At 71.7% G+C, this 23424-nt stretch carries 20 protein-coding genes; 6 read left to right on the forward strand and 14 right to left on the reverse strand.

The features are described 5' to 3' along the window. Positions 1-9: 9 nt before the first annotated feature. The 5 genes from ABGB12_RS24600 to ABGB12_RS24620 form a co-directional block, all read right to left on the reverse strand. On the reverse strand, positions 10-1221 hold the full coding sequence (locus ABGB12_RS24600; RefSeq protein ID WP_347681800.1) for a helix-turn-helix domain-containing protein: 1212 nt from the start codon (positions 1219-1221) through the stop codon (positions 10-12). 117 nt (positions 1222-1338) lie between these two features. Further along, complete coding sequence (locus tag ABGB12_RS24605) at positions 1339-1941, reverse strand: helix-turn-helix domain-containing protein (RefSeq protein ID WP_347681801.1); 603 nt, start codon at positions 1939-1941, stop codon at positions 1339-1341. A gap of 193 nt (positions 1942-2134) precedes the next feature. Then, the gene (locus ABGB12_RS24610; RefSeq protein WP_347681802.1) at positions 2135-3364 is read right to left on the reverse strand and encodes a serine/threonine-protein kinase; all 1230 of its coding nucleotides are present in this window, start codon (positions 3362-3364) and stop codon (positions 2135-2137) included. Between the two features lie 114 nt (positions 3365-3478). After that, positions 3479-5260: a protein kinase gene (locus ABGB12_RS24615; protein ID WP_347681803.1), complete on the reverse strand. Its 1782-nt coding sequence runs from the start codon at positions 5258-5260 to the stop codon at positions 3479-3481. Positions 5261-5303: 43 nt separating this feature from the next. Then, the gene (locus ABGB12_RS24620) at positions 5304-6986 is read right to left on the reverse strand and encodes a protein kinase (RefSeq protein WP_347681804.1); all 1683 of its coding nucleotides are present in this window, start codon (positions 6984-6986) and stop codon (positions 5304-5306) included. Positions 6987-7191: 205 nt separating this feature from the next. On the opposite strand from ABGB12_RS24620, the gene ABGB12_RS24625 reads away from it, so the two are divergent. Together ABGB12_RS24625 and ABGB12_RS24630 are read left to right on the forward strand one after the other, a co-directional pair. Further along, positions 7192-7959 carry an SDR family oxidoreductase gene (locus ABGB12_RS24625; protein WP_347681805.1) on the forward strand — a complete coding sequence of 256 codons (768 nt, stop codon included), beginning with the start codon at positions 7192-7194 and terminating at the stop codon, positions 7957-7959. A 22-nt stretch (positions 7960-7981) separates the two neighbouring features. Continuing rightward, entirely contained in the window at positions 7982-8929 is a 948-nt protein-coding gene (locus ABGB12_RS24630; protein ID WP_347681806.1) for an LLM class F420-dependent oxidoreductase, read from the forward strand. 60 nt (positions 8930-8989) lie between these two features. Here the strand turns inward: ABGB12_RS24630 and ABGB12_RS24635 are convergent, their stop codons facing one another. Together ABGB12_RS24635 and ABGB12_RS24640 are read right to left on the reverse strand one after the other, a co-directional pair. Further along, positions 8990-10420 carry a carboxylesterase family protein gene (locus ABGB12_RS24635; protein WP_347681807.1) on the reverse strand — a complete coding sequence of 477 codons (1431 nt, stop codon included), beginning with the start codon at positions 10418-10420 and terminating at the stop codon, positions 8990-8992. Positions 10421-10495: 75 nt separating this feature from the next. Continuing rightward, complete coding sequence (locus tag ABGB12_RS24640) at positions 10496-11524, reverse strand: phosphotransferase family protein (protein WP_347681808.1); 1029 nt, start codon at positions 11522-11524, stop codon at positions 10496-10498. Positions 11525-11615: 91 nt separating this feature from the next. Between ABGB12_RS24640 and ABGB12_RS24645 the strand changes: the two genes are divergently transcribed. The 4 genes from ABGB12_RS24645 to ABGB12_RS24660 all read left to right on the forward strand — a co-directional run bounded on the left by ABGB12_RS24645 (position 11616) and on the right by ABGB12_RS24660 (position 16366). Next, positions 11616-12257: an HAD family hydrolase gene (locus tag ABGB12_RS24645; RefSeq protein WP_347681809.1), complete on the forward strand. Its 642-nt coding sequence runs from the start codon at positions 11616-11618 to the stop codon at positions 12255-12257. Between the two features lie 113 nt (positions 12258-12370). Continuing rightward, on the forward strand, positions 12371-12574 hold the full coding sequence (locus ABGB12_RS24650) for a PspC domain-containing protein (RefSeq protein WP_347681810.1): 204 nt from the start codon (positions 12371-12373) through the stop codon (positions 12572-12574). Positions 12575-12738: 164 nt separating this feature from the next. After that, on the forward strand, positions 12739-15852 hold the full coding sequence (locus ABGB12_RS24655; RefSeq protein ID WP_347681811.1) for a hypothetical protein: 3114 nt from the start codon (positions 12739-12741) through the stop codon (positions 15850-15852). Between the two features lie 31 nt (positions 15853-15883). Beyond that, positions 15884-16366: a hypothetical protein gene (locus ABGB12_RS24660; protein ID WP_347681812.1), complete on the forward strand. Its 483-nt coding sequence runs from the start codon at positions 15884-15886 to the stop codon at positions 16364-16366. An 81-nt stretch (positions 16367-16447) separates the two neighbouring features. On the opposite strand, the gene ABGB12_RS24665 is transcribed toward ABGB12_RS24660, so the two are convergent. From ABGB12_RS24665 to ABGB12_RS24695, 7 genes are all read right to left on the reverse strand, one after another. Beyond that, entirely contained in the window at positions 16448-17638 is a 1191-nt protein-coding gene (locus ABGB12_RS24665) for a lipid-transfer protein (RefSeq protein ID WP_347681813.1), read from the reverse strand. Further along, complete coding sequence (locus ABGB12_RS24670) at positions 17635-18072, reverse strand: OB-fold domain-containing protein (RefSeq protein WP_347681814.1); 438 nt, start codon at positions 18070-18072, stop codon at positions 17635-17637. The genes ABGB12_RS24665 and ABGB12_RS24670 overlap by 4 nt, the downstream gene beginning before the upstream one ends. 99 nt (positions 18073-18171) lie before the next feature. Next, the gene (locus ABGB12_RS24675) at positions 18172-18570 is read right to left on the reverse strand and encodes a MarR family transcriptional regulator (RefSeq protein ID WP_347681815.1); all 399 of its coding nucleotides are present in this window, start codon (positions 18568-18570) and stop codon (positions 18172-18174) included. Positions 18571-18722: 152 nt separating this feature from the next. Further along, positions 18723-20291 carry an acyl-CoA synthetase gene (locus ABGB12_RS24680; protein WP_347681816.1) on the reverse strand — a complete coding sequence of 523 codons (1569 nt, stop codon included), beginning with the start codon at positions 20289-20291 and terminating at the stop codon, positions 18723-18725. Beyond that, the gene (locus ABGB12_RS24685; RefSeq protein WP_347681817.1) at positions 20288-21445 is read right to left on the reverse strand and encodes a thiolase domain-containing protein; all 1158 of its coding nucleotides are present in this window, start codon (positions 21443-21445) and stop codon (positions 20288-20290) included. The genes ABGB12_RS24680 and ABGB12_RS24685 overlap by 4 nt, the downstream gene beginning before the upstream one ends. A 2-nt stretch (positions 21446-21447) precedes the next feature. Next, a complete protein-coding gene (locus ABGB12_RS24690) occupies positions 21448-22491 on the reverse strand; it encodes a thiolase domain-containing protein (RefSeq protein WP_347681818.1) in 1044 nt (347 codons plus the stop codon). Further along, positions 22488-23411 carry an OB-fold domain-containing protein gene (locus ABGB12_RS24695; RefSeq protein ID WP_347681819.1) on the reverse strand — a complete coding sequence of 308 codons (924 nt, stop codon included), beginning with the start codon at positions 23409-23411 and terminating at the stop codon, positions 22488-22490. Before ABGB12_RS24695 ends, ABGB12_RS24690 begins: the two co-directional genes overlap by 4 nt. Positions 23412-23424 lie beyond the last annotated feature (13 nt).

Below are 23424 nucleotides of genomic sequence, written 5' to 3' on the forward strand. Positions count from 1 at the left end.
CCGAGGCCCTCAGACCTCGCGGCCCTCGGCGACCAGCGTCAGCCAGACCCGCAGCGACATCTCGAACGCCATCCGCGCCTCGGGGTCGTAGAGCTGGTCGCCGAACAGCTCCTCCAGCTGGTGCAGCCGGTACCTGACGGTCTGCGGGTGGACGTGCAGCCGGTTGGCGACCTCGGTGGCGTTGAAGCCGCTCTGCAGGCAGGCCAGCAGGGTGCGCGCCAGCCGGTCGCGGTGCCGGGCGCGGATGCCCAGCAGCGGCGCCAGCCTCGTCTTGGCGACCGTCCAGACCAGCTCCTCATCCTGGAAGACCACCAGGCTCGGCATGTGGTCGACGCAGCGGATCAGCCCCTCGTCGGGCACCACGCCCCGCTCGGCCAGCGCCAGCACGTCCCTGGCCCAGCGCAGCGACCGGCCCAGCTCAGCGGTGTCGACCGTCGGCCCGATCGCCGCCGTCCAGTCCCGCAGCGCGCCCTCCAGCATCTGCCTGCGGCCCGGCCCGTCCGGGTCCGGCACGATCAGGCACGGCTCGTGCCGGTTGAGGTCCATCAGGACGTCCGGGGGCAGCGCGGGCTGCAGGAACTCCTCGGCCCGCCGCTCCCGCAGCGCCACGGCCGCCACCGACCGGGGGACGCGCCACTCGGCGCTGCGCGCGGCCTCGGCGACGGCGACGGCGGAGGCCGGGGGCTCGGCCAGCAGCAGGTCGAGCAGCCTGCGGCGGCGCCTGCTCTGCTCGCCGGCGACCTGCTCGCTGGCGGCGTGGTACCCGGCGGCAGCGGCGGCGGCCAGCTCGTCGAGGAAGAGCAGGATCGCCTCGGCCATCTCGCCCAGCGCCGAGCGCGGCAGGTCGTAGCGCTCGGACTCGGCGGTGATGCGGCGGAGCGCGACCCGCGCCCCCAGCCGCATGGCGATCTGCAGGTTGTCCAGACTGCGGCCCTCGCGGGCCTCACCCCAGCCGATGAACCGGTAGACCTCGGTGAGCTTCTCCAAAGAGGCCTCGGGGTCGGCGACCAGCTCGAGGAAGTGCTGCAGCGCGCCCTCGACCGCGGCGCGGATGTTCGCCTCGTACGTCGGGTCGAGCCGGGAGTACTCGGGGACCTTGGCCTGGATCTCGGCGATCATCTCGTCGGCCACGCTGGTCAGGAAGGACTCAAGGAAACCGGTCCACTCGCCGGGCAGCTGAGGGAAGGCCCGAGCCGAGGAGCCGTCCAAAGCGACGGACATGGCTGACCTCCCTGGATCGATACTGCGTGGAACTCGCAAGTTACCCGCACGTTCATACCGGTGCTTCTAGGAGGACGACAAAAGCACCGGTTTATTTGTTACGAACGTGATAACAACTCAACGTGCGCCGACGATCAGGCGCGACGCGGTGCGCATCAGGGAGCGGACCTCCTCCCGGGGAAGGGCCAGCGCGGTCAGGCTGATCAGCGCGGACAGCACCAGCTGCCCCACGACCGCCTCCACGTCCTCCAGACAGACCCCGGCCACCGAGCCGAGCGTCCCGTCCGGGTCGATCGCGCCGCTGAACCGGTCGCGGACGTAGCGGAACAGCTCGTTGCGCGGCTCGTCCACCCCCGCGTCCTGGGAGGTCGTCGCCTGGACGATCGCCGAGGTAAGCGGGAGATTGTCGGCGGCCAGGTCGATCAGCGCCTCCAGCAGCACGCCCAGCCGCTCGGCCGGGTCCGCCTCCGGCACCGTCACGTCGGCGATCAGCTGGGCCCAGTCGGCGGCGACCTCGGTGAGCAGATGGTCCTTGGACGAGAAGTAGCGGTACACCGTCGCCCTCGCCACCCCCGCACGGTCGGCCACGTCGTGCATGGTCACCGCGGCGTAGCCGCCCTCGCTCGCGAGTTCCCTCGCGGCCTGGACCAACCGTGCCCGCCGCGCCTGCTGCTCCTTGCTCAGAGTGCGCGTGACGGTGATCCGTACATCGCCGCTCAAGGGACACCTCCTGGTATTTGTCCATGATTCTCCCGCATTCATAGGGAGAAGACGGCCAAGGAGAGGTCTCAATACACACAGACCGGCGCCCCGACGCGCCGACGGCCCGTCCCGCCTGCCCGGACCCGTGTGACACAGGGTACGGGAGTGACCGCCATCGGCCGCCCCCCTCCGGGGCGCGGCCGGGAGGCTGTCACCACAGCAGCGACACCAGCAGCACCAGAGCGATCACCGCGATCACCACCGACAGGACGGTGATCATCATGGTCCGGTCGGTCGAGCCGCCCGCACCGCCCTGGCCGCTCTGGACCGGCGGAGGCTGCTGCTGGTAGTGCTGCTGCCCGTAGTCGTACTGGTAGGGCAGTTGCTGCTGATAGCCCTGGTAGTCCCCGCCGGAAGACCAGATCTGGGGCTCCAGCAGGGTCTTGGCCTCCGGCTCCACCGGCGGAGGCTGCGAGACGGGCGGCTGCCGCTGGATCTGCCGCGACACCTGGCCGAGCCGGTCCGGGTCCAGGACGGTCTCCATCGGGTCCTCGCGGGGCCGGTCCAGGACCGTCTCGTCGAACTGGGTGGCCGCGGCCAGGATCGGGTTGGGCCGGGACGACGCGACGTCCGCCAGCAGCGGCATCGCCTGCTCGCCCGTCATCCGGGTGGCGGGCTCCCGCGACAGCAGCCCCTCCAGCACCCGGGTGAGCTGCCCGGCGTTCCGCGGCCGGGGCACCGGCTCCGAAAGCGCCGCCGAAAGCGCCGCCATCGCGTCCTGCCGCTCGTAGGGGGCGTACCCCTCGACCGCGGCGAAGAGCGTCGCGCCCAGCGACCACAGGTCCGAGGCGGCCGTCGCCTTCTCGCCCTGCACCCGCTCCGGCGGGATGTAGGCGGGCGAGCCCATCACCAGACCGGTCTGGGTGAGGGTGACGTCGCCCTCCATCTGGGCGATGCCGAAGTCGGTGAGCACCACCCGGGCCGGCTCGTCCTCGGTGATCAGGATGTTGCTGGGCTTGACGTCGCGGTGCAGGATGCCGCGCGAGTGGGCGGCGCGCAGCGCGTCCAGCACCTGCCGCCCGATGTCGGCGGCGCGCCACGGCTGGATCGTGCGCTCGGCGTCGAGGATCTGCTGCAGGGAGCGGGCCTTGACCAGCTCCATGACGATCCACGGGCGGCCCTCCTCCTCGACCACGTCGTGGACGGTCACCACGTTGGGGTGGTTGAGCCGGGCGGAGGCCCGCGCCTCGCGGAGGGTGCGCTGCTTGAGGACGTCCTTCTCGCGGGCGCTCAGGCCGGGCCCGAACGTCACCTCCTTGACCGCCACCTCGCGGTCGAGCATGGTGTCCAGGGCGCTCCACACCGCGCCCATCCCGCCGCGTCCGATCTCGGTCCGCAACCGGTAGCGGCCACCGAGCGGACGCCCAGCCGACTGTCCCATGATCCGGTTTCTCCCCCGAACTGTGGAGAACTCGTCGGGACCGGAACTCCCCTATGTCTCGGTCCCGCTGGTCCTAGAGGGGACGCGTGAGTCCCCCCGCAGGCTCAAAGCATCTCATGGCCCGAATGAATCGAGAATACGCAGGGCGTCCTCCTCGTTCTCAGACCAATCGTCCTCGGGGAAGACCACGTTCACCGCCCACGTCTGGCCGTCGAGTTTCAGTCGGCGGTTGATCCCGTGCCGGGGCTCCCCGCCCTTACTGAGGAACCGGTACTCCATCTCCGCCGCGGGCTGCCCGTGGAGCGGACCGAGCCTCTTCAACTCGACCTGCTCGAACCCCTTCAACGTCTTCAGCACTCTGAGTGACTGCTGGGCACTGCCGTCGACGCTCCAGTCCGTGCTGTCGACCTGGACATAGGCCTCGGAGTCCGGGTCGTTCCAGTAAGTGGAGTTGCCGTCCGTCCGCTTGTTCCACTCCCGGGGGACCTCGATGCTGAAGCCCTCCCCGGAGTCCTCATCGAACTCTCCGAACAAGACCTGGGGCTTCAGCACGAAGACCAGCGCGATGATCGCCAGGATCCCCGCCAACGAGCCGACCAGCGCGGAGAACCCCAGTCCCCGCCCGCTCGCGCGGGACCTGGGCGGGCGTCCCCTGTCGAGGTCCTGGATCCACTGCTCGTCGGAGGACCGGTGAGGCGCCTGGACCGGATGGGCCGGGTGGGACTGGTGCGCCGGCGGAGGCGACGCCATGTGCCGGGACGCGGGAGCCTGGTGCCGCGCGGGCGGCTCATAGGAGACCGGCGGAGGCGGATCGTAGACCGGCGGGGGAGGGTCGTAGACCGGCGGAGGCGGCTCGTAGGAGACCGGCTGCGCGGGCGGGGGCACCTCCCTGACGGGCGGGAGCGACGAGGTGTGGAACGTCGCCGCCTCCTGCCAGGACGGACGGGCGGGAGGCGGCGGCTGCCGGTACAGGGAGTCGAACACCTCGCCGACGGGCCGGCGCTCCTCCGCGATCGCCGCCGTGGCCATGAACTCCTGGTGGGAGCGGTCGGGCGCGGTGGACAGCAGCGGGGCCGCGGCCCCCGCGTCGGCCCGGTGCAGCAGCTCGGCGGCCGCCGCCGCGTTGAGCCGGACGTCGGGGTCCTTCTCCAGCAGGCCCAGGATCACCTGGCTCAGCGGACCGCTGCGCTGCATCGGCGGCACCGGCTCCATCATCACCGCGGCCAGCGTCGAGAGCACCTCGGGCCGCTCGAACGCCGCGTACCCCTCGGTCGCGGTGAACAGCGTCGCGCCCAGCGCCCACAGGTCCGCCGGCGGGCCCGGCTTGAGGCCCTGCGCCCGCTCCGGCGACATGTAGGCGGGCGAGCCCATGACGATGCCCGTCTGGGTGAGGGAGACGTCGCCCTCCATCTGGGCGATGCCGAAGTCGGTGAGGACGGCGCGGTCCTCGCTGAGCATGACGTTCGCCGGCTTGACGTCGCGGTGCAGGATCCCGGCCGTGTGCGCGGCCCGCAGCGCCCCCAGCAGCTGGCGTCCGATCTCGGCGGTCCTGGCGGCCGGCAGCGGCCCCTCGGCGTCGATGACGTCCTGGAGCGTGCGCGCCTGCACGAACTCCATGACGATCCACGGGACCCCGTCCTCCTCCACCACGTCGTGGACGGTGACGATGCCCGGGTGGGTCAGCCGGGCCGCGGCCCGCGCCTCGCGCAGCATGCGCTCGTGCATGACCGCGCGGGCCTCGTCGTCCAGCCCTGGTGGAGTGGTCACCTCCTTGACCGCGACGGACCTGCTCAGCACCTCGTCGACGGCGTGCCAGACGGTCCCCATGCCCCCGCGGCCGAGCATCCTGTCAAGCCGGTAGCGGCCTCCCAGCAGCCGCTCCTCCCCCTGTGTCATGGGCGGACCCTATCGAGAGTTGTTCACGGAACCATAAAGATGATCAGCTTCGGCCCTGGAAACCCCTCAGGACGGGCTGGAGCCTCTCCCAGGTCTCGGCCCACGAGCTCTCCGGCGCCATGATGAGGATGGCGTATCCCATGTCGTTGTCCGTCACGAAACCCCGGTTCAGCGCGTGCATCCTGCCGCCGCTGTCACCGGTGAAGGTGAACTCCCAGTCCGCGGACTTCGAGCCGTCCCCGGTGTCGGGCACGGGAGGGTTGTTCCCGGTCGGCCTTATCTCGACCGTCTTGTAGTTCTTGAATCCGGTGGACTGCGACTGCTGCTGCCAGTCCGCCAGCGCGTTGTCTCCCGGCTTGTCGGTCTGGCCGATCTGGATCACGACGCCGGTGCCCGATTCGCGGAAGAAGTGGTTCTGAGGGTCCTGGTACTCGGGGCCGGTGAAGCCGTCCGGGATCCACAGCGAGTAGCCGCTCGGGTCGGTGTACTGGTGGAAGCCCTTGGGCGGCCCGGAGACCGTCGGGGTCGCGCTCGCCGTCTGAGTGGGCGTGGACGTCCCCTGGGAGGTGCTCTGACTCGTCGGCGTCGTGGCGGGGTCCTTCTTCTCCTCGGCTCCGCCGTTGTCGCTCTGCGCCCAGATCAGCCCTCCGACGATCAGCGCGGTCACCAGCGTGATGGCGGCGACGACCATCGCGGTGGCGCGCCCGCCCCGGTTGCCCGCGCCCGCCTGGGTGGTCTGCGCGTCGAACAGGCCGAGCCCGCCGTCCTTCTTCTCCGGCTTCCCGGACTCCCCGGTCCGCTCCGGCCGCGCGACCTGGCCGGTCTGCGGGAGTTCGGAGACCTCCTCGGGGCGCGGCTCGACCAGGGTGCGGGTGCTGGAGGCGGGCAGTGTGACGGTGCCGTTCTGCGCGATCTCGTCCAGCATGCGGCCCGCCTCCAGGGCGGTCAGCCGGGTTTCGGGGTTCTTGTCCAGCAGGCCCTCGATGACCGGCCAGAGCGGTCCGGCCTTCTGCGAGTGCGGCACCGGGTCGGTGATGATGGCGATCAGCGACGCCATCGGCTCGGGCCGGTCGTAGGGCGAGCGGCCCTCGACCATCGCGTACAGGGTGACGCCCAGCGACCACAGGTCGGACGCGGGCCCGGCGACCTTGCCCCGCGCCCGTTCCGGCGCGATGTAGGCGGGAGAGCCCATGACGAGGCCCGTCGCGGTCAACGTGGCGTCGCCGGTGGCGGTGGCGATGCCGAAGTCGGTCAGGACCGCCCGGTCGTCGGCCGTGATCAGCACGTTGGACGGCTTGACGTCGCGGTGCAGCACGCCGGCCTCGTGCGCGGCGTGCAGCGCGCTGAGCATCTGCCCGCCGATGGACGCGGCGCGCTGGTAGGGCAGCGTGCCGTCCTTCTTGATGACCTGGTCGAGGGAGCGCGCCTTGATGAGCTCCATGACGATCCAGGGGCGGTCGTCCTCTTCCACCACGTCGTAGACCGTGACGACCCCCGGGTGGGCGAGCCGCGCAGCGGTGCGCGCCTCGCGGAACGTGCGGCGGTGCTGCAGCTCGCGCTCGTCGTCGCTCAGCCCGTAGGGCAGGATCACCTCCTTGACGGCGACGTCCCGGCCCAGGACTTCGTCGAAGGCCTGCCAGACCGTTCCCATCCCGCCCCGGCCGACCTGCGTGTGAAGCCGGTATCGACGTGCCAGCAACCGGTCACTCGAGGTCTCGTTCGGCATAGAAGTGACCATATCCAGGTTCGAAGGTGCATAACGTCAGCGCCGCGATCACAGCATCGCTTGAAGCCTTAGATGCCTGTCGTACCCGGGAAGTTCGTGCCCGAACGTGAACTCACGCATCTCCTTCCCCACCCCCGGGGGCCCAAGTAACCCGTGAGTCAGTTAGTGGGTAGAGTGCGCGGCGAATCACGTTCTGGAGGGTGGCATGCGGACTGGACTGGAAGGCAAGACCGCGCTGATCACGGGCGCGTCTCGCGGCATCGGAAAGGCGATCGCCTTCGGGCTGGCGGCGGAGGGCGCCAACGTGGTGCTCTCCTCGCGCAAGCAGGAGGCACTGGACGAGGTCGCGGCCGAGATCCGGGCCGCGCACCCGGAAGTGGGCGTGCTGGCCAAGGCCGCGCACGTGGGGGACGAGGAGCAGGCCAGGGCCTGCGTCGAGGCCGCGGTCGCCGAGTTCGGCCGGCTCGACGTGCTGGTCAACAACGCCGGGACCAGCCCCCACTACGGGCCGATGGTGGACATCGACGCCTCCCTCGCCGCCAAGACCGTCGAGGTCAACCAGTACGCGGTCGTGCTGTGGACGAAGCTCGCCTGGCGCGCGTCGATGGAGGCCAACGGCGGCTCCGTCATCAACATCGCCAGCGTCGGCGGACTCGTGACCGAGCACGGCATCGGGTACTACAACGCCACGAAGGCCGCGGTCATCCACCTGTCCCGGCAGTTCGCGATGGAGCTGGCGCCCAAGGTGCGGGTCAACGCGATCGCGCCCGGCCTGGTGAAGACGAAGCTCGCGCGTGCGCTGTGGGAGGAGAACGAGGAGGCGATCAGCAAGGACCTGCCCCTGGGTCGCCTGGGCGTGCCCGAGGACATCGCCAACGCGGCGGTCTTCCTGGCCGGCGACGCCTCCTCCTGGATGACGGGGCAGACCATGGTCGTCGACGGCGGATCCATCATCCGCCCGTCCATCGCCTGACGAACAAGCCTGAGGAGACAACGTGAACTGGGGACTGACCATTCCGCTGCCCGGCATCAAGCTCGCCGAGCACAAAGACCTCGTCCAGGAACTGCCCGGGCTGGGTTACACCGACGTCTGGTCGGCCGAGACCAACGGCAACGACGGATTCACCCCGCTCGCGCTCGCCTCGCAGTGGGCGCCCGAACTGCGGCTCGGCCCCGCGATCGTGCCGGTCTACACGCGCGGACCCGCGCTGCTGGCGCAGCAGGCCGCGACCCTGGCCGACCTGGCCCCCGGCAGGTTCGTACTCGGCATCGGCACCTCCAGCGACACCATCGTGGAGCGCTGGAACGGCATCCCGTTCACCGAGCCGTTCGCCAAGGTGCGCGACACCCTGCGGTTCCTGCGCCGCGCGCTCGCGGGCGAGAAGGTCACCGACGAGGCGCTGGGCGTGAAGGGCTTCAAGCTGGAGTCCGCGCCGGAGGTCCCGCCGAAGATCGCGCTTGCGGCGCTGCGGCCCGGCATGCTGCGGCTGGCCGCCCGCGAGGCCGACGCCGCCATCACCAACTGGCTGTCCCCGCAGGACGTCCGGACGGTGCGCGGGGCATTCGACCCGGACAAGGAGCTGCTCGCCCGGCTCTTCGTCGTCCCCACCGAGGACGCCGACGAGGCGCGCAAGCTGGGCCGCTGGCTCATCACCGCGTACCTGAACGTCCCGGTCTACCAGAAGTTCCACGAGTGGCTGGGCCGCGGCGAGGCGATGCGCCCGATGAACGAGGCGTGGGCGGCGGGCGACCGCCAGGGCGCGCTGAAGGCCATCCCCGATGAGGTCGTCGACGACCTCATCGTCCACGGCTCACCCGCCGACTGCCGCGAGCGCATCAAGGAGTACGTCGCGAACGGCCTGACCACCCCGATCCTCATGCTGCTGCCGAACAGCCAGTTGAACGGCGTCGAGGCGGTCCGCGCGCTGGCCCCCACGGCCTGAGCCGCACCGAACGACCCGAGGGTCCGCCTCGCCCCACCGGGCGAGGCGGACCCTTCGTCTTCAACCGGCCGCCTGCTCCCAGATGAGGCGGGAAGCCTCCAACGGGCGGGCCGTGTCCGACGGCTCGGTGTCCCAGACCCTGGCCCTGCGCTCATCGAGGTCGAACCGCGGCCAGCCGGGGTCGCCGGCCGCGGCGAAGGACGTCCAGGACTCGCGGATCCGCGCGGAGAGCCCCGCGAAGTCCTCCGGCGGCGGGGAACCCAGCACACGCGCCGCGAACCCGCCCTGGACGTTGCCGAAGACGAACGGCACGTCCACGCCGTGACCCGCGCCGAGCACGGGGCCCCGCCAGGCGAACTCGTACAGCCAGGTGCGGCCGCCCGCCCTCGCGTGCGCCTCGGCCACCCGCATCGTCGGCACACGCACCACCGCGTCCGACATCATCACCATGAACAGGCCCGCGTCGTCCGCGCCGGGGTACGCCTCGCGGTAGGCGGCGACCGCGTCGGGGCCGAGCCCGAGGGAGGCCGCCACGTCCGCCGGGCCGACGCCGGGCGGGGGCGGCCCGGGGAAGAGCCCGCGGAACTCCTCTCGGGTGTACCCGCAGACGAGCTCCACCCTCCGGGCGGCGACCTCCCCGATCCCCGTCCACGGCTGCCCGGTGACGAGCTCGCCGTCGACGACCGGCCCGAAGGCGCTGACGCCCGCGCCCGGCCCCGTCAGCGGCGCGTCCTGCACGGCGAGGATCGACTCGGGCGGCAGCGCCGCGAACCCCTCCAGGGTCGCCTCCACCCTCGCCGCGGCGGCCAGCGAGGCGGTGATCCGCCCGGCCTCGTCCGCGGTGCGCGCCCCCTCCGGGACGCTCTGCGCGATCGCCCGTCGGAACAGCCCCTCGGAGGCCGGTGCGGCGAGGAGCAGCACGACCGACGCCGCGCCCGCGGACTGCCCGAAGACGGTGACGGCGTCGGGATCGCCGCCGAAGGCCGCGATGTTCTCCCGTACCCAGCGCAGCGCCGCGAGCTGGTCGAGCAGCCCGCGGTTGTCGGGAGCGCCGGGCAGGTGCCCGAAGCCCTCGAAACCCACCCGGTAGTCGAGTGTCACCACCACGACCCCGGAACCGGCGAGCAAGGCGCCGTCGTAGTGCGGCATGCGGGCCGAACCCGCCTTCCACGCGCCGCCCTGGATCCAGACCATGACCGGCAGACCCGCCCCGCCCGCGTCCGGCGTCCAGACGTTCAGCCGCAGGCAGTCCAGCCCGTCACCGGGCCGCCACACCGGCGGCGCCCCCGGTGCCGGGGGAAGCTGAGGCGCCGCGGGCCCGAACCCGACGGCGTCACGCACCCCCTCCCAGCCTTCCGGCGGGCAGGGGGCCTGGAACCGCAGCTCCCCTTCCGGCGCGGCGGCGTACGGAATCCCCCGGAAGGAGACGACGCCGCCCTGGTCGATCCCCCGAACCATGCCGTGGACGGTCTTCACCACTGTGTCGTTCACAGCCGGACGCTAACGGCCACCACCGACAGAATCCCCGTCACTCGAATGAGGGGCGCGGACTCGGCGGGGAAAGGCTCACGCTTCCTCCAGCACGGTGGCCAGTAGCGAGGTGGCGGTGTTGGTGTGGGGGAAGGGGTCGTCCGGCGGCACAAGTCCGTACTCGATGAACAGCCGGCCGATCCGTGCCATCACGACCGCGAACTTCAGGCCGGACAGCACCTCGTAGTAGGGCAGGTTCTCCATCGGGCGTCCGAGGAGTTCGGTGTACCGCACGACGGTCCGTTCTCTTCCCGGGAACCCTTCCAGGGGCGGAAGACCGACGGCCGTGTAGTGGTGTCGGTCCAGGTAGAGGTACCAGGCGAGGTCTTCTTCGGGTTGTCCCAGGGTGACCATCTCCCAGTCGAGGATCGCGCTGACCTCGCCGTCCACGAACAGCATGTTGCCGATCCGCGAGTCCCCCCACAGCAGTGCCGGTGGGCGCTTCTCCTCGGGACGGTTCGCGCGCAGCCACTCCAGCGCCCGTTCCGCGATCGGGACCTTCCCCTCGTAGGACCAGTGCAGGTAGTGCTCGTAGTAGTTGAGCCGCTGCACCAGCCCCGTCGGCCCGTACTCCGTCTGGTCGACGTACTCCAGCCCGTCGACCGGTTGGGCGTGGACGTCCGCCATGGCGCGCAGCCCGTTGTCCCACAGGGCGGCCCGTTCCGCCGGGGTGATCTCGGTGACCCACCCTTCCTGGTGGTAGGGCGGCATGTCGGAGGGCGCGCGTCCGGGGCGGGCGGCCATGACGAAGAACGGTGCGCCCAGCAACGAGGGGTCCGGTTCGTACCAGAACACCTCCGGCACTTTCACGCCCCGCCCGTGCAGTTCGCGCAGCACGCGGTACTGCTCCTCGAAGCGGGGCTCGGGGAAGATCTGGTGACCGGTCGGCGCGACCTTGGCGACGTAGTCCGCGCCGCCCGCGCGGAAGATCAGGGTCTCGGCGGAGAACCCGCTGGAGACCGGGGTCTCCAGGTGCTCCACGGCGGCTCCGGGCAGCCGCCCGTCCAGCCAGCGGGTGAGGATCTCCCTGGTGAGCGCGGGGTCGCGCTGGTCGGGTACCGGCACACCGCCCTCCTCTCTTACCAAGCGCTAGGTAGGTTCTGTGACGGTAAACCCTGAGCACGAACATGTGAAGGGCGTCCTTAGGATGGGGAAAATGGAGATCAAGGCGGTGTTCTTCGATGTCGGCGAGACCCTCATCAACGAAGGGCGCATCTACGGCGAGTGGGCCGACTGGCTGGGCGTGCCTCGGCACACCTTCAACGCGGTCCTCGGCGGGGTGATCGCCCGGGGCGAGCACCACCTGGCCGTCCTGGAGCACTTCAGGCCGGGCTTCGACCTGGCCGCGGAGGAGGCGGCCCGGCGCGCCGCCGGGGTGCCGAACGGCTTCGGCCCGCAGGACCTCTACCCTGACGCGCGGCGCTGCCTGGCCGACCTGCGGGCGATGGGGCTGCTGGTGGGGGTGGCCGGCAACCAGCCGAAGGAGGCCGCCGCCCAGTTCGCCGCGCTCGGCCTGGAGGCCGACATCGTGGGCATGTCCGAGGACTGGGGCGTGGAGAAGCCGTCTCCCGGGTTCTTCGCCCGGGTCTGCGCCGAGGCTGGCCTGCCGCCCGAGCGCATCCTCTACGTGGGCGACCGCATCGACAACGACGTCAGGCCCGGACTCGCCGCCGGCTTCCAGGTCGCCTTCCTCCGGCGCGGCCCCTGGGGCAACGTGCAGCGGGACGACGAGGCGCTCGCCCGCTGCCGCTTCCAGTTGGGCTCGCTCGCCGAACTTCCCCCGCTCCTGGCCCCTTAAGGGACTTCCCTTAACCCTCAAGGACCAGCTAAGAACAGTACATAAGACCGATTTGTCAGGCCTGGTGGCTTCGTAGCGTGGTGGTCATCCACACCACCAGTGAAGGAGTCGACATGGAAGGCCTCTACCGTCCCCGGCAGGGCAGGATGATCGCGGGAGTGTGCGCCGGACTGGCCCGGAGGTTCGACCTGAGCCCCGGCCTCGTCCGCATACTGGCCCTGCTGTCCTGCCTGCTGCCCGGACCGCAGTTCATCGCCTACGTGATCCTGTGGATCATGATGCCGAACGAGGAGAAGTACCGGGCCACCCGGATCTGACAGCCGGTCCCCAAAACACGGGAAAATGCGTACGGTGCTCCTCGGGTCACCGTACGCTACCAACTGAATCGCAGCACTATTGGACATTAGTCTGATTGATTGAGCGAGGGGCGCCCGGGACACCGGGGCCACCCCGGACACCGAGGTCACCGAAGGGGGCGCGGGTGGGCGGCGAGCTGAAGGCCGGAGAGATCGAGGCCGAGGCGGAGGAGCTGCTGCGTTCCCTGCGGGACGTCGCGGTGTCCCGGCGGGTCAGGGTGCCCGACCTCGCCGCCTACGACCAGGTGCACTGGCTCTCGGAGCTGCCCTCCGACGTCCGGCTGCACCCTGACGCGGGCCCCGGCGAGGTGCTCTTCGGGCTTCCGCCGATCCCGCTGGAGCCGCCCGACTCGGTGGCCGACGCGGCCGGCTTCGACACCTGGCTCGGCCTGCGCCGCTGGTACCGCGCGCTGAGCGGCCTGGCCGAGGCTATCGATTCCCCGCAGGAGCCCGGCGACCCGCACGGCAGGGAGCTCGTGCTGGCCACCGGCCTGTTCACCTGGACGGACGGCGCCCAAGACGAGCCGGTCCAGGTGCGCAACCACCTGCTGGCCACCCCGGTGCGCGTCGAGCCCGACCCCCGCACCGGGCGGGTCGACGTGGTGGTCGGCCATGGTCCCGCCGTCCTGCAGGACCTCGACGTGCTCGGCGACACCCCGGGCTTCCAGCCCGCCCGGACCGACTGGCTGCGCGAGGCCGTCAGGGCCGGGCAGGGCGCGGCCCTCCACGCCTCCGTCTCCGACGTCCTGCGCAAATGGGGGTCGTCCGCCTTCCCCGGGCCCGTCCCCTTCCGCGAGGACTGGGCGGACGAGGGCGGCCCCGGCACCAGGATCCGGCTCGCGCCCGCCCTGGTCCTGCGCTCCCGCTCCGGCTCCGCCCTGGTCGGGCTGCTGGAGGGCATGCTCGCCGACCTGGACGACGGGCCGGTGCCCGCGGGGATCGCCCGTTTCCTCAGGCCCGGCCCGGACGACCGGCTGGCGCATCTGCCGGACCGCTCGTCCGTGGGCGGTCTGCTCACCGCGCTGCTCGCCCGAGGCCGGCGCGTCCTGGTCACCACCAGGCACCCGCAGAAGGTCCGCGGCCGGCTGCCCGCCGAGCTCGCCGGGCTGGCCGTCACGTTCACCGGCGGCGGATCCGACCTCGCCGAGCGCACCCGGGAGTTGGGCGCCCGCTTCGCCGCCCACGACCCCGAGCGCTACGACCGGGCGCTGGCCGAGCGCCATGCCAGGGCCGTCGACCTCCAGCACGAGGCGGCCGGGCTGCGGGCCCGGCTCGCCGCCTTCCGGCAGGAGGAGCGCCTGGACCTCGCCCCCGGCTACCACGGCACCCGGGAGGAGCTGGAGGCGGCCCTGTCCCCCGGCTTCCCCTGGCTGCCAGTGCTCCGCGGCCTGCCCGCCGAGCCCCCGCTCACCTGTGAGGAGGCGGCCGAGCTCACCGAGCTGCTGGCCACCCGCACCCCCGCCCGCGAGGCCAGGGCCGGCCAGCGCCTCCCCGACCCGTCGGCGCTGCCCGCTCCCGGCAGGGTGCGGCTGCTGGTGGCGATGGCGCAGGTGCCCGCGACCGAGCCGGGCGACCTCGCCCAGCGGCTCTCCGACCGCGAACCCGAGGCTCTGCAGCGGCTCGAGGAGTACGCGGGGGTCGTCCAGAGCGCCATGGACGACCTGGGCATCGACTGGGGCAGCAGCGACTGGACCGCCCGCGCCCTGCGCGAGGGGCTGGCCGGGCCCGCCCCGCTGTGGGAGTACCTGGGCGACCTGGCGGGCCGGGCCGCGACCGCCGACAGGGCCCTGCGCGCGGTCGGCGGGCACTGGGTGGTGCTGCCGCCCGGAGCCGAGGGCGAGCTCATCGAGGCGGCGCTGGAACTGCGCCGCCACCTGGCCTCCGGGGGCGTGCTGAAGCGCGGCCCGATCAAACCCGCGGTGCAGAAGCGCGCCGAGCCGCTGCTGACGGAGGCCACCGTCGACGGAGGCCCGCCCAGGACACCCGAACGCCTGGACGTGGTCATCGCCGCGCTGGAGAGCAGGCAGGCCGTGGCCGAGCTGGCCGAGGCGTGGCGCTCGGTCGGGGTGGAACTCGCCGACAGCCAGGCGCTCGACGGGCTGGTCGCCCAGCTGTCGGTGCTGTACGCCAAGCTCGGCCAGGTCAGGACGGCGCTGCGGGCCGTCACCGAGACCAACCGGCTGCTGCGCCGCATCGGCCTGCAGGTCCCGCTGCGCACCCCTGCCGAGTGGCGGGAGTACCGGCGGGCGCTGGAGCTCGTCCGGGTCCGCCAGCGGGCCTCGACGGCCTGGGCGGCGCTGGCGTCCCTGCGGCAGACGGTCGAGCTGGAGATCGGCGAGGGGCAGGCCCCGCCGGAGCTGCAGGCCGCGGCCGCCGCCCTGTCCGCCCGCGACCTGCCCGCCTACGAGAGGTGCCTGGAGGGCCTGGACCGCGCCCGCAGGGAGCAGGCGGCGGAGCTGCGCTGCGTGGAACTGCTGGAACGGCTGCGCGAGGTCCACCCCGACCTGGCCCGGCGCCCGACGCTGGTGCCCGAGGAGTGGGAGGAGGCCTGGCGCTGGGCGCACGTGTCGTCCCTGCTGCTGGAGCATCCGCGCGCCCGCGAGGACCTGGAGCTGGCCGAGGCGCTGGAGCGGACCCGCGAACAGGCCGTCGAGGCCGGCGCCACCCTCTCCTACGCCCAGGCGTGGGGCTGGGTGCTGTCCCGGCCGGACGCCCCGCCGCCCCTGTGGATCATGCCGCCCGCCGAGGCCGTCTCCGCCCTGCCCGGCGCCCGGGACCGCTTCGACGTCGTGGTGGTCGACCACGCGGGTGAGGGCGTGGAGTCGCTCTTCCTGCTGTGGCACGCGGCCCAGGTGATGATCCTCGGCGAGGGCGGATCCGTGCCCGCGGACCGGGACCTCACTCCGGAGACGACGTTCTTCGGCGCGCTCGCCGCCCGGTTCCCGGTGCTGGAGATGGGCTCGGACGGCGGACGGAGGCTTCCCTCTCCCCCGCCGGAACGCCCCGAGGTCCCCGCGCCCCGTTCCGGTGAAGAGCCGCTCGACCTCACGCCGGGCCGTTCCATCGTCGCCTACCGCCGGGACGAGCTGGTCGAACTCGTGCGTAGGCTGGCCGCTGAAACCACGCTCACCGACGAGCAGCTCGTCGCCCGCGCGAGGGAGATGCTGGACTGCCCGCAAGACGAGCACCTCATCGTCGAGGCACGCCTGCGCTACGCCGTCCAGTCGCTCCACGAGTGACAGGGCCGCAGTGACGGAACGGAGTCGCGCCATGGCACGCAGGCCCCAACCACCGCCGGGCCAGACCTCGCCCCTGGCGTGGACCTCCCGCGACCCGCGCGGATTCCTCGCCGCCTTCCTCGGGTCGCTGCTGCTGTCCGCGGCCCTGTTCAGCCTCGCCGACGGCGGGCTCTCCTGGGCTGCCGAACCGCTGCTGTGGACCGTCCCCGTCGTGCTGTCCGCGCTGTTCGCCCTGTTCGTGTGGGCCCGCACCCCGTCGATCGCGGCGGGCGCCGACTGGTTCCGCTACGGCGCCTCCTGGGTGAAGACCGGCGGGCTGCGCCACGTCCGGCTGAACACCGCCTCCCGCCGCCCCACCCTCTTCCTGGAGGACGGCGCGGGCCGCGACCTGGAACTCGACGTCACCCGCCTGGCCGCGCACCGCGAGGTGCACGACCTGCTCCTGTCCACCCTCCGCCGCACCACGGCCGGCCTGGACCTGGACTCCCGCACCCGCGAGTTCCTCAGGGGCTGACCGCCCCTTTGGAGGAACCGCCCGGAACGCCGCCGGCCCGCCCCCGAAACGGGGACGGGCCGGTGCGAGGTACCGCCGGGCTCAGCGGGTCACGATCGTGGCGCTGCCGTGTCCGAAGAGTCCCTGGTTGACGGCGATGCCGACCCGGGCGCCCTCCACCTGACGGCCTTCGGCCTGGCCGCGCAGCTGCCAGGTGAGCTCGCACAGCTGAGCGATGGCCTGGGCGGGGATGGCCTCGCCGAAGCTGGCCAGACCGCCGGAGGGGTTGACCGGGATCCGGCCGCCGATCGAGGTCTCCCCCGCCCGCAGCAGGGACTCGGCCTGGCCGGGCTCGCACAGGGCGAGGTCCTCCATCCAGTCGAGCTCCAGCGCGGTGGACAGGTCGTAGACCTCGGCCGCGGAGACGTCCTCGGGGCCGACGCCCGCCTCCTCGTAGGCCTTGTGGGCCAGCGCGGCGCGGAAGGGCCGCTCGGGCGCCTCGACGGTCATCGCCGAGTCCGTGGCGAAGTCCGGCAGGTCCAGGACCGTCTTGGGGAAGGTCGGGGTGACCGTGGACAGGCCGGAGATGCGGACCGGCTCCAGGCCGCGCGAGCGCGCGAACTCCATGGAGGTCAGGACGAGCGCGGCGCCGCCGTCGCTGGTGGCGCAGATGTCCAGCAGCCGCAGCGGGTCGGCCACCACCGCGGACTCCAGCACCTCCCCGACCGCGACCTCCTTGCGGTAGCGGGCGTTGGGGTTGTTCAGCCCGTGCCGGGAGTTCTTCACCTTGACCTGGGCGAAGTCCTCGGACGTCGAGCCGTGCAGGGCCATGCGGCGGCGGGCGGCCAGCGCGAAGTACATGGGGTTGGTCGCGCCGAGCAGGCGGAACCGCAGCCAGTCCGGGTCGTCGGGGCGGTCCCCGCCGACCGGCGCGAAGAAGCCCTTGGGCGCGGCGTCGGCGCCCACGACCAGCGCGACGTCGCACAGTCCGGAGAGGATCTGGGCGCGGGCGTTGGCGATCGCCTGCGCGCCGGACGCGCAGGCGGCGTAGCAGGACGAGACCTGCGCGCCGGACCAGCCGAGCGCCTGGGCGAAGGTCGCCCCCGCGATGAAGCCGGGGTAGCCGTTGCGGATGGTGTCGGCGCCCGCCACGTACTGCACGTCCTGCCAGGACAGGCCGGCGTCGGCGAGCGCGGCCCGCGCGGCGGCCAGCCCGTACTCGATGAAGCTGCGTCCCCACTTGCCCCACGGGTGCATGCCCGCGCCGAGGATCGCGATCTCCCTGCCGCTCATGAGACGGGCCTCCACATCCACACCACGTACTCGGCCTCGTCGTCGGTGTAGAGCGTCCCGAGGGTGAGTTCGACCTCCTGCCCGACGGCCAGGTCGTCCACCGTCAGGCCGGGCACCACCTGGCCGAGGATCACGATCTTCTCGACGTCCAGCTCGACCGCCGCCAGCACGTACGGCCGGAACGGTTCGGGCGAGATGTAGGGGGCCGGCGGCTTGTACCGGGAGTCGGCGTAGGACCAGATCCGCCCGCGGGTGGAGAAGGCGTACTCGGCGAGCTCCGAGCCGTCCTTGGGGCCGGTGCAGCCGGGGTTCCGGCAGGCCAGCGCGTTGCGCGGGAAGTACGGCGTGCCGCACTCCCCGCAGCGCGTTCCGATCAGCGCCACCGGGTCGGTGGTGAACCACCCCTCGATGGCGAGCCTGCGTTCCTTGAGCACGCTACCTCCCGAAAACCGACCAAACGATCGGTAGAATTAATGCGCGGAAACGCGCCGGAGGCAACCCGAGTCCCGCTGACCGGGCAAGCGGACCTCGGTTCAGGGAAGGGAGCGCAGATCCGCCAGGATCTCCGGGACGTTCTCGTGAACGTCGTCGAAGAACCGGATCAGCACCTGCCGCTCCTCCTCGGTGTAGCCCGACAGCCGCTTCCAGGCCGCCTCGTCGACCGAGGTGAACTGCTCGAGCAGTTCCCTGGTCCGGTCCTCCACCAGTTCCACCAGCACCCGGCGCCGGTCCGCGGCGTCCCGGACCCGGCGGACCAGGCCCGCCTTCTCCAGCCTGTCGATCAGGGCGGTGATGGACCCGCCGGTGGTGAGGCTCATCGCCTCCGCCAGCCGGCCGGGCGTCATCGTCCCGTGCACCTCCAACAGGTTGAGCGCCTGGGCGTCCGAGGCGTTGAGACCCGCCTTGGCCGCGCCCGCGTTGTGCAACGTCACAGCCCAGACGGCGTGGCGGCGCACTCTCTCCCGGAGTTCCTGCTTTGATTTCGCTTCGCTAGACAAAAACGACTTCTTTCCCTGCTCCCGTTGGCTCTGAGACTAGCCGCCTCAGGGAGCAGGGACTCCTGCCGGGTCCGTCAATCGTTTGGTCAGGCCTGTTCCGCGACCTCTCTGGCCCACCTGTAGTCGGCCTTCCCCGCGGGGGAACGGCGCATCTCCGGGACGAAGGCGTAGGTGCGCGGCACCTTGTAGCCCGACAGCTCCTTGCGGCAGTGGGCGTCCAGCTCCTCGGAGGTGGCGCCCTCCTCCCGCAGCTGGACCACGGCCGCGACCCGGGAGCCGAACCGCTCGTCGGGGATGCCGGTGACCACCGCGTCGAAGACCGCGGGATGGCCCTTCAGCACCGCCTCGATCTCCTCGGGGTAGACCTTCTCCCCGCCGGTGTTGATCGCCTGGGAGCCCCGGCCGAACACCGCGATCGTCCCGTCCTCCTCGACGGTGGCCATGTCGCCGGTGAGCAGCCAATGCCTGCCGTCCACCACCGGGAAGGTCTTCGCGGTCTTCTCCGGATCGTTGTAGTAGCCCCGGGCGATGAAACCGGTGCGGGCCAGCTGGCCGAGCACCCCCGACCCCGGCTCGACCGGCCGCAGGGACTCGTCCAGCACCGCGACGTCCGGGACGTCCGAGGAGAAGCGCAGCCCCTTCTCCGGGGACGAGCCGGGCATGGCCTGGGCGGTGGATCCGGACTCGGTGGAGCCGAATCGGTCGAGGATCATGACGTTCGGCAGCAGCGCGGCGATCCTGTCCCGGACGGCGCCGGTGAGGATCGCCCCCGTCGAGACGAACGCGTACATGCTCGACAGGTCGTAGGAGCCCTTCTCCAGCGCGTCGGCCAGCGGGATGGCCATCGCGTCGCCCGTGACCGTGAGCGAGTTCACCTTCTCGCGCCCGACCGTCCGCCAGACGGTGTCGGCGTCGAACTTGCGGACGTACACCATGGTCGCGCCCATCCACCAGGCGATCCACGTGTTCATCTGGGCCGCGCCGTGCATGAGCGGCGCCACCGACATCATTGTCAGAAGTCCGCTGGAGGCGGCGTGGTCGATCCAGCCCTGCGGGGTCTCCGGCGGCGGGTAGGTCGGGTTGGCGAAGGCGAAGAGCATGTCCTTCACCCCCCACACCACTCCCTTGGGCATGCCGGTGGTGCCGCCGGTGTAGATGATGTAGTGGTCGTCCTCACCGCGCGGGCCGAACCCGCGGGTGTCGGGCCGTCCGGAGACGAAGGCCTCGTACTCGTGCGCGCCCGGCACCGGCGTCGGCCCGCCGACGCCGATCAGCAGCCGCAGCGCGGGGAACCGCGGGGCGACGGCGGCGACCCGGTCGCCGAACTCCGTGTCGTAGAACAGGGCCACGATGTCGGAGTTGCCGTAGAGGTAGTCCAGCTCGGCCTCGACGTACCGGTAGTTCACGTTGATCGGCACCGCGCGGATCTTGAAGGTGGCCAGGAGCGCGGTCGCGTACTCGATGCCGTTGTACAGCTGCATCCCCACGTGCTGGCCGGGCCGGACGCCCTCGGCCAGCAGGGCGTGGGCGAGCCGGTTGGCCCGCCGGTCCAGCTCGGCGTAGGTGAGGTGCTCGTCCCCGCAGACCAGGGCGAGCCGGTCGGGTATGGCGTCGGCGATCCCCTCGAAGAGGTCGGCGTGGTTGAAGACTGTCAAGGCTTCTCGCTCCCTACGATCCACATCGCGAAGAACTGAGCGCCTCCCCCGTAGGCGTGGCCGAGCGCGCGCCGCGCGCCCTCGATCTGGTGCTCGCCCGCCAGCCCTCTGACCTGCAGGGCCGCCTCGGCGAAGCGGATCATTCCCGACGCGCCGATCGGGTTGGACGACAGGACTCCGCCGGACGGATTCCACGGGATGTCGCCGTCCATCGCGGTGGCGCCGGACTCGGTGAGCTTCCAGCCCTCGCCCTCGCCGCAGAAGCCCAGGTTCTCCAGCCACATCGGCTCGTACCAGGAGAACGGGACGTACACCTCGGCGACGTCGAGCTCCCGGCGCGGGTCGGTGATCCCGGCCTGCCGGTAGACGTCCTCGGCGCAGTCCTTGCCGCCCTGCGGGCTCACGGTGTCGCGCCCGGCGAAGAAGATCGGCTCCGAGCGCATCGCCGTCCCGTGGATCCAGGCCGGCCTGTTCGGTGCCTTCTTCGCCGCGTCCTCGCTCGCGAGGATCATCGCGACGGCACCGTCCGAGGACGGGCAGGTCTCCAGGTAGCGGATCGGCTCCCAGAGCATCGGCGTCATCTCCACGATCTCGCGGGAGATGCCGGGGATCTTCAGGTGCGCGTACGGGTTCTTGAGCGCGTTCTCCCTGTCCTTGACCGCGACCAGCATCCCGATGTGGTCGGGAGCGCCGGAGCGGCGCATGTAGGCGCGGATGTGGGGGGCGAAGTAGCCGCCCGCGCCGACCACGAGGGAGTTGTTGTGCGGCTTGTCCACGGTCAGCGCCCAGGTGGCGTTGGACTCCGACTGCTTCTCCCAGGCGACGGTCAGCACCCGCTGGTGCACCCCCGACTGGACCATGCTGGCCGCGACGATGGCGGTCGAGCCGCCGACCGAGCCGGCGGTGTGCACCCGCATCATCGGCTTGCCGGTCGCGCCCAGGGCGTCCGCGAGGTAGGCCTCGGGCATGGGGACGCCCTCGAACATGTCGGGGGCCTTGCCGATGACGACGGCGTCGATGTCGTCCCAGGTCAGCTGGGCGTCCTCCAGCGCGCGGACGGCCGCCTCGCGCAGCAGGCCGGCGATCGAGACGTCGAGCCGCTTGGTGGTGTAGTGGGTCTGGCCGACCCCGATGACTGCACAGGGGTTGCCCATGATCAGGCCTCCAGGACGGCGACGAGGTTCTGCTGCAGACAGGGGCCGCTGGTGGCGTGACCCAGGGTCCGCCGGGCCTCGCCGCGGTGGATGAGGGCGGCGGCCTCACCGATGCGGATCAGGCCGGCGGCCATCACCGGGTTGGCCGACAGGGGCCCGCCGGACGGGTTGATCCGCACGTTCTCGCCGAGGTCCAGCGCCTCGCGCAGGATCAGCTCCTCGTGGCTGAACTGCGTGTGCAGTTCGGCGACCTCGACGCCCGCCGCGCCGGCCTTCTCGCCGGCGATCCGGGCGGACGGCGAGACCGACAGGTCCCGTGATCCCGGGGAGTGGGAGTCGGCGCGGTGGTCGATGCCGCGGATCCAGGCGGGCTTCAGCCCGGTCCGCTCGCTGATCTCCCTGACCTTGTCGCCGGTGGCCAGGACGACGACGGCGGCGCCGTCCGCCTGCGGGGCGACGTCGTGGACCTTCAGCGGGGCGACGTCGTAGGGGGCGTCGTCCGCCGGGTCGTCCAGGTGCAGGGCGAAGGGGTTGTTCCGGCCGTCGGCGCGGGAGCGGGCGGCGATCGCGGTGAGGTCGCCCTCCTTGGCGCCGGAGCGGGCCAGGTAGGACTGCGCCTGCAGGGCCGCCATCGACACCTGGTCGACGCCGAGCGGAGCCAGGTAGTACGGGTCGAGCTGGAGGCCGAGGACCTGGCGCACGTTCGTCTGCGACGGCTTGCCGAACCCGTAGACCAGCGCGGTCTGCACCTCGTCGCTGTACTGCATCTTCACCCACGCCTCGTACAGCGCCCACGCGCCGTCCATCTCGACGTGGCTCTCGGAGATCGGCGGCCAGGCCCCGACGGCGTCCAGCGCGGAGACGAACGAGAACGGCGAGCCGAGCAGGTAGTCGCACGAGCCCGAGCAGGTGAAGTCGAACCGGCTGACGCCCGTCTGCTCCTTGATCTCGTTGATCAGCGGCAGCAGCAGCTCCGTCTCGTTCAGCCCCTGGTCCTCGGCGGTGTGCCGGGACTGGGTGAAGGCGACGATCGCGATGTCTTTCACAGGTACTCCTCGATCGTCTCGAAGGGGACGTCGGGCTCGCCGCTGGGCTCGAACCAGCGGATGTTGGCCAGGGTGGGTCCCCACTCCTCGCGGGGCTTCCAGGCGGCCTTGACCCGCATGCCCATCCGGACCTGGTCGGCGGGGATTCCGGCGACCAGGGCGAGCATCGTGATGTCCGCGCCGTCCAGCAGGATGTAGGCGGAGACGAACGGCACCTCGGGGGCGCGCGGGTCGGGCAGGTTGTTGACCGCGAAGGTGGTGACGGTGCCGGTGTCGGCGACCTCGACCTCCTCGGTCGTGGGCACTCCGTCCTTGGCGCACAGGCCGGCCATCGGGACGATGACCTTGCCGCAGACGTCGCAGCGGTGGCCGAGGAGCCTTCCTTCGGCGACGCCCTCGAAGAAGCGGTCCAGCGCCTTGCCGGGCTGGAGGGAGTACTCCACCCGGGTCGGGGCGTTGGTCATGCTGACCTCGGGGCGGAACGCCTTGATGTCAGAGATATCGCCCTTGCGCTCGTCGCGGTACTCCGGGCGGACCCGCAGGCCGGCCTTGAGCCGCTTGGGCACCTTGGCGCCGCGCTCGTACTCCCCGACGTCCAGGGCGTGCAGGATCGCGGTGTCCGCCCCGTCCGGGCGGATCAGCGCCCAGGCGAAGGGGCGGTCCAGCGGGTGGGTCGGCAGCGGCTCGGGCACCCAGGCGAAGGACTCGACGGTGCCGGACGGGCCGACCTCGACGAACTCGCCGGTCACCTCGTGGCCGTTGGCCGGGTCGTACTCGACGGGCGGGAAGAGCACCCGCCCCTCCCGGGTCTTGACGCCGACGAGGCGGCCGTCGCGCAGTTCGGAGAGGAACCGGCCGATGACCGGGCCGACCGAGCGGGTGTAACCGCCCGGGAACTCCAGGACATGATTGGTGGGCAAGGTCTTTCTCCAG

The sequence above is a fragment of the Actinocorallia sp. B10E7 genome, from assembly GCF_039871655.1.
Classification (GTDB): Bacteria; Actinomycetota; Actinomycetes; order Streptosporangiales; family Streptosporangiaceae; genus Actinocorallia.

Excerpts from the sequence above, each read along its gene's own strand:
- ABGB12_RS24650 (WP_347681810.1), top strand. The coding sequence starts at position 12,371 with ATGGAAGGCCTCTACCGTCCCCGGCAGGGCAGGATGATCGCGGGAGTG.
- ABGB12_RS24660 (WP_347681812.1), top strand. The coding sequence starts at position 15,884 with ATGGCACGCAGGCCCCAACCACCGCCGGGCCAGACCTCGCCCCTGGCG.
- ABGB12_RS24625 (WP_347681805.1), top strand. The coding sequence starts at position 7,192 with ATGCGGACTGGACTGGAAGGCAAGACCGCGCTGATCACGGGCGCGTCT.
- ABGB12_RS24645 (WP_347681809.1), top strand. The coding sequence starts at position 11,616 with ATGGAGATCAAGGCGGTGTTCTTCGATGTCGGCGAGACCCTCATCAAC.
- ABGB12_RS24665 (WP_347681813.1), bottom strand. The coding sequence starts at position 17,638 with ATGAGCGGCAGGGAGATCGCGATCCTCGGCGCGGGCATGCACCCGTGG.
- ABGB12_RS24615 (WP_347681803.1), bottom strand. The coding sequence starts at position 5,260 with ATGACACAGGGGGAGGAGCGGCTGCTGGGAGGCCGCTACCGGCTTGAC.
- ABGB12_RS24600 (WP_347681800.1), bottom strand. The coding sequence starts at position 1,221 with ATGTCCGTCGCTTTGGACGGCTCCTCGGCTCGGGCCTTCCCTCAGCTG.
- ABGB12_RS24610 (WP_347681802.1), bottom strand. The coding sequence starts at position 3,364 with ATGGGACAGTCGGCTGGGCGTCCGCTCGGTGGCCGCTACCGGTTGCGG.
- ABGB12_RS24620 (WP_347681804.1), bottom strand. The coding sequence starts at position 6,986 with ATGCCGAACGAGACCTCGAGTGACCGGTTGCTGGCACGTCGATACCGG.
- ABGB12_RS24685 (WP_347681817.1), bottom strand. The coding sequence starts at position 21,445 with ATGGGCAACCCCTGTGCAGTCATCGGGGTCGGCCAGACCCACTACACC.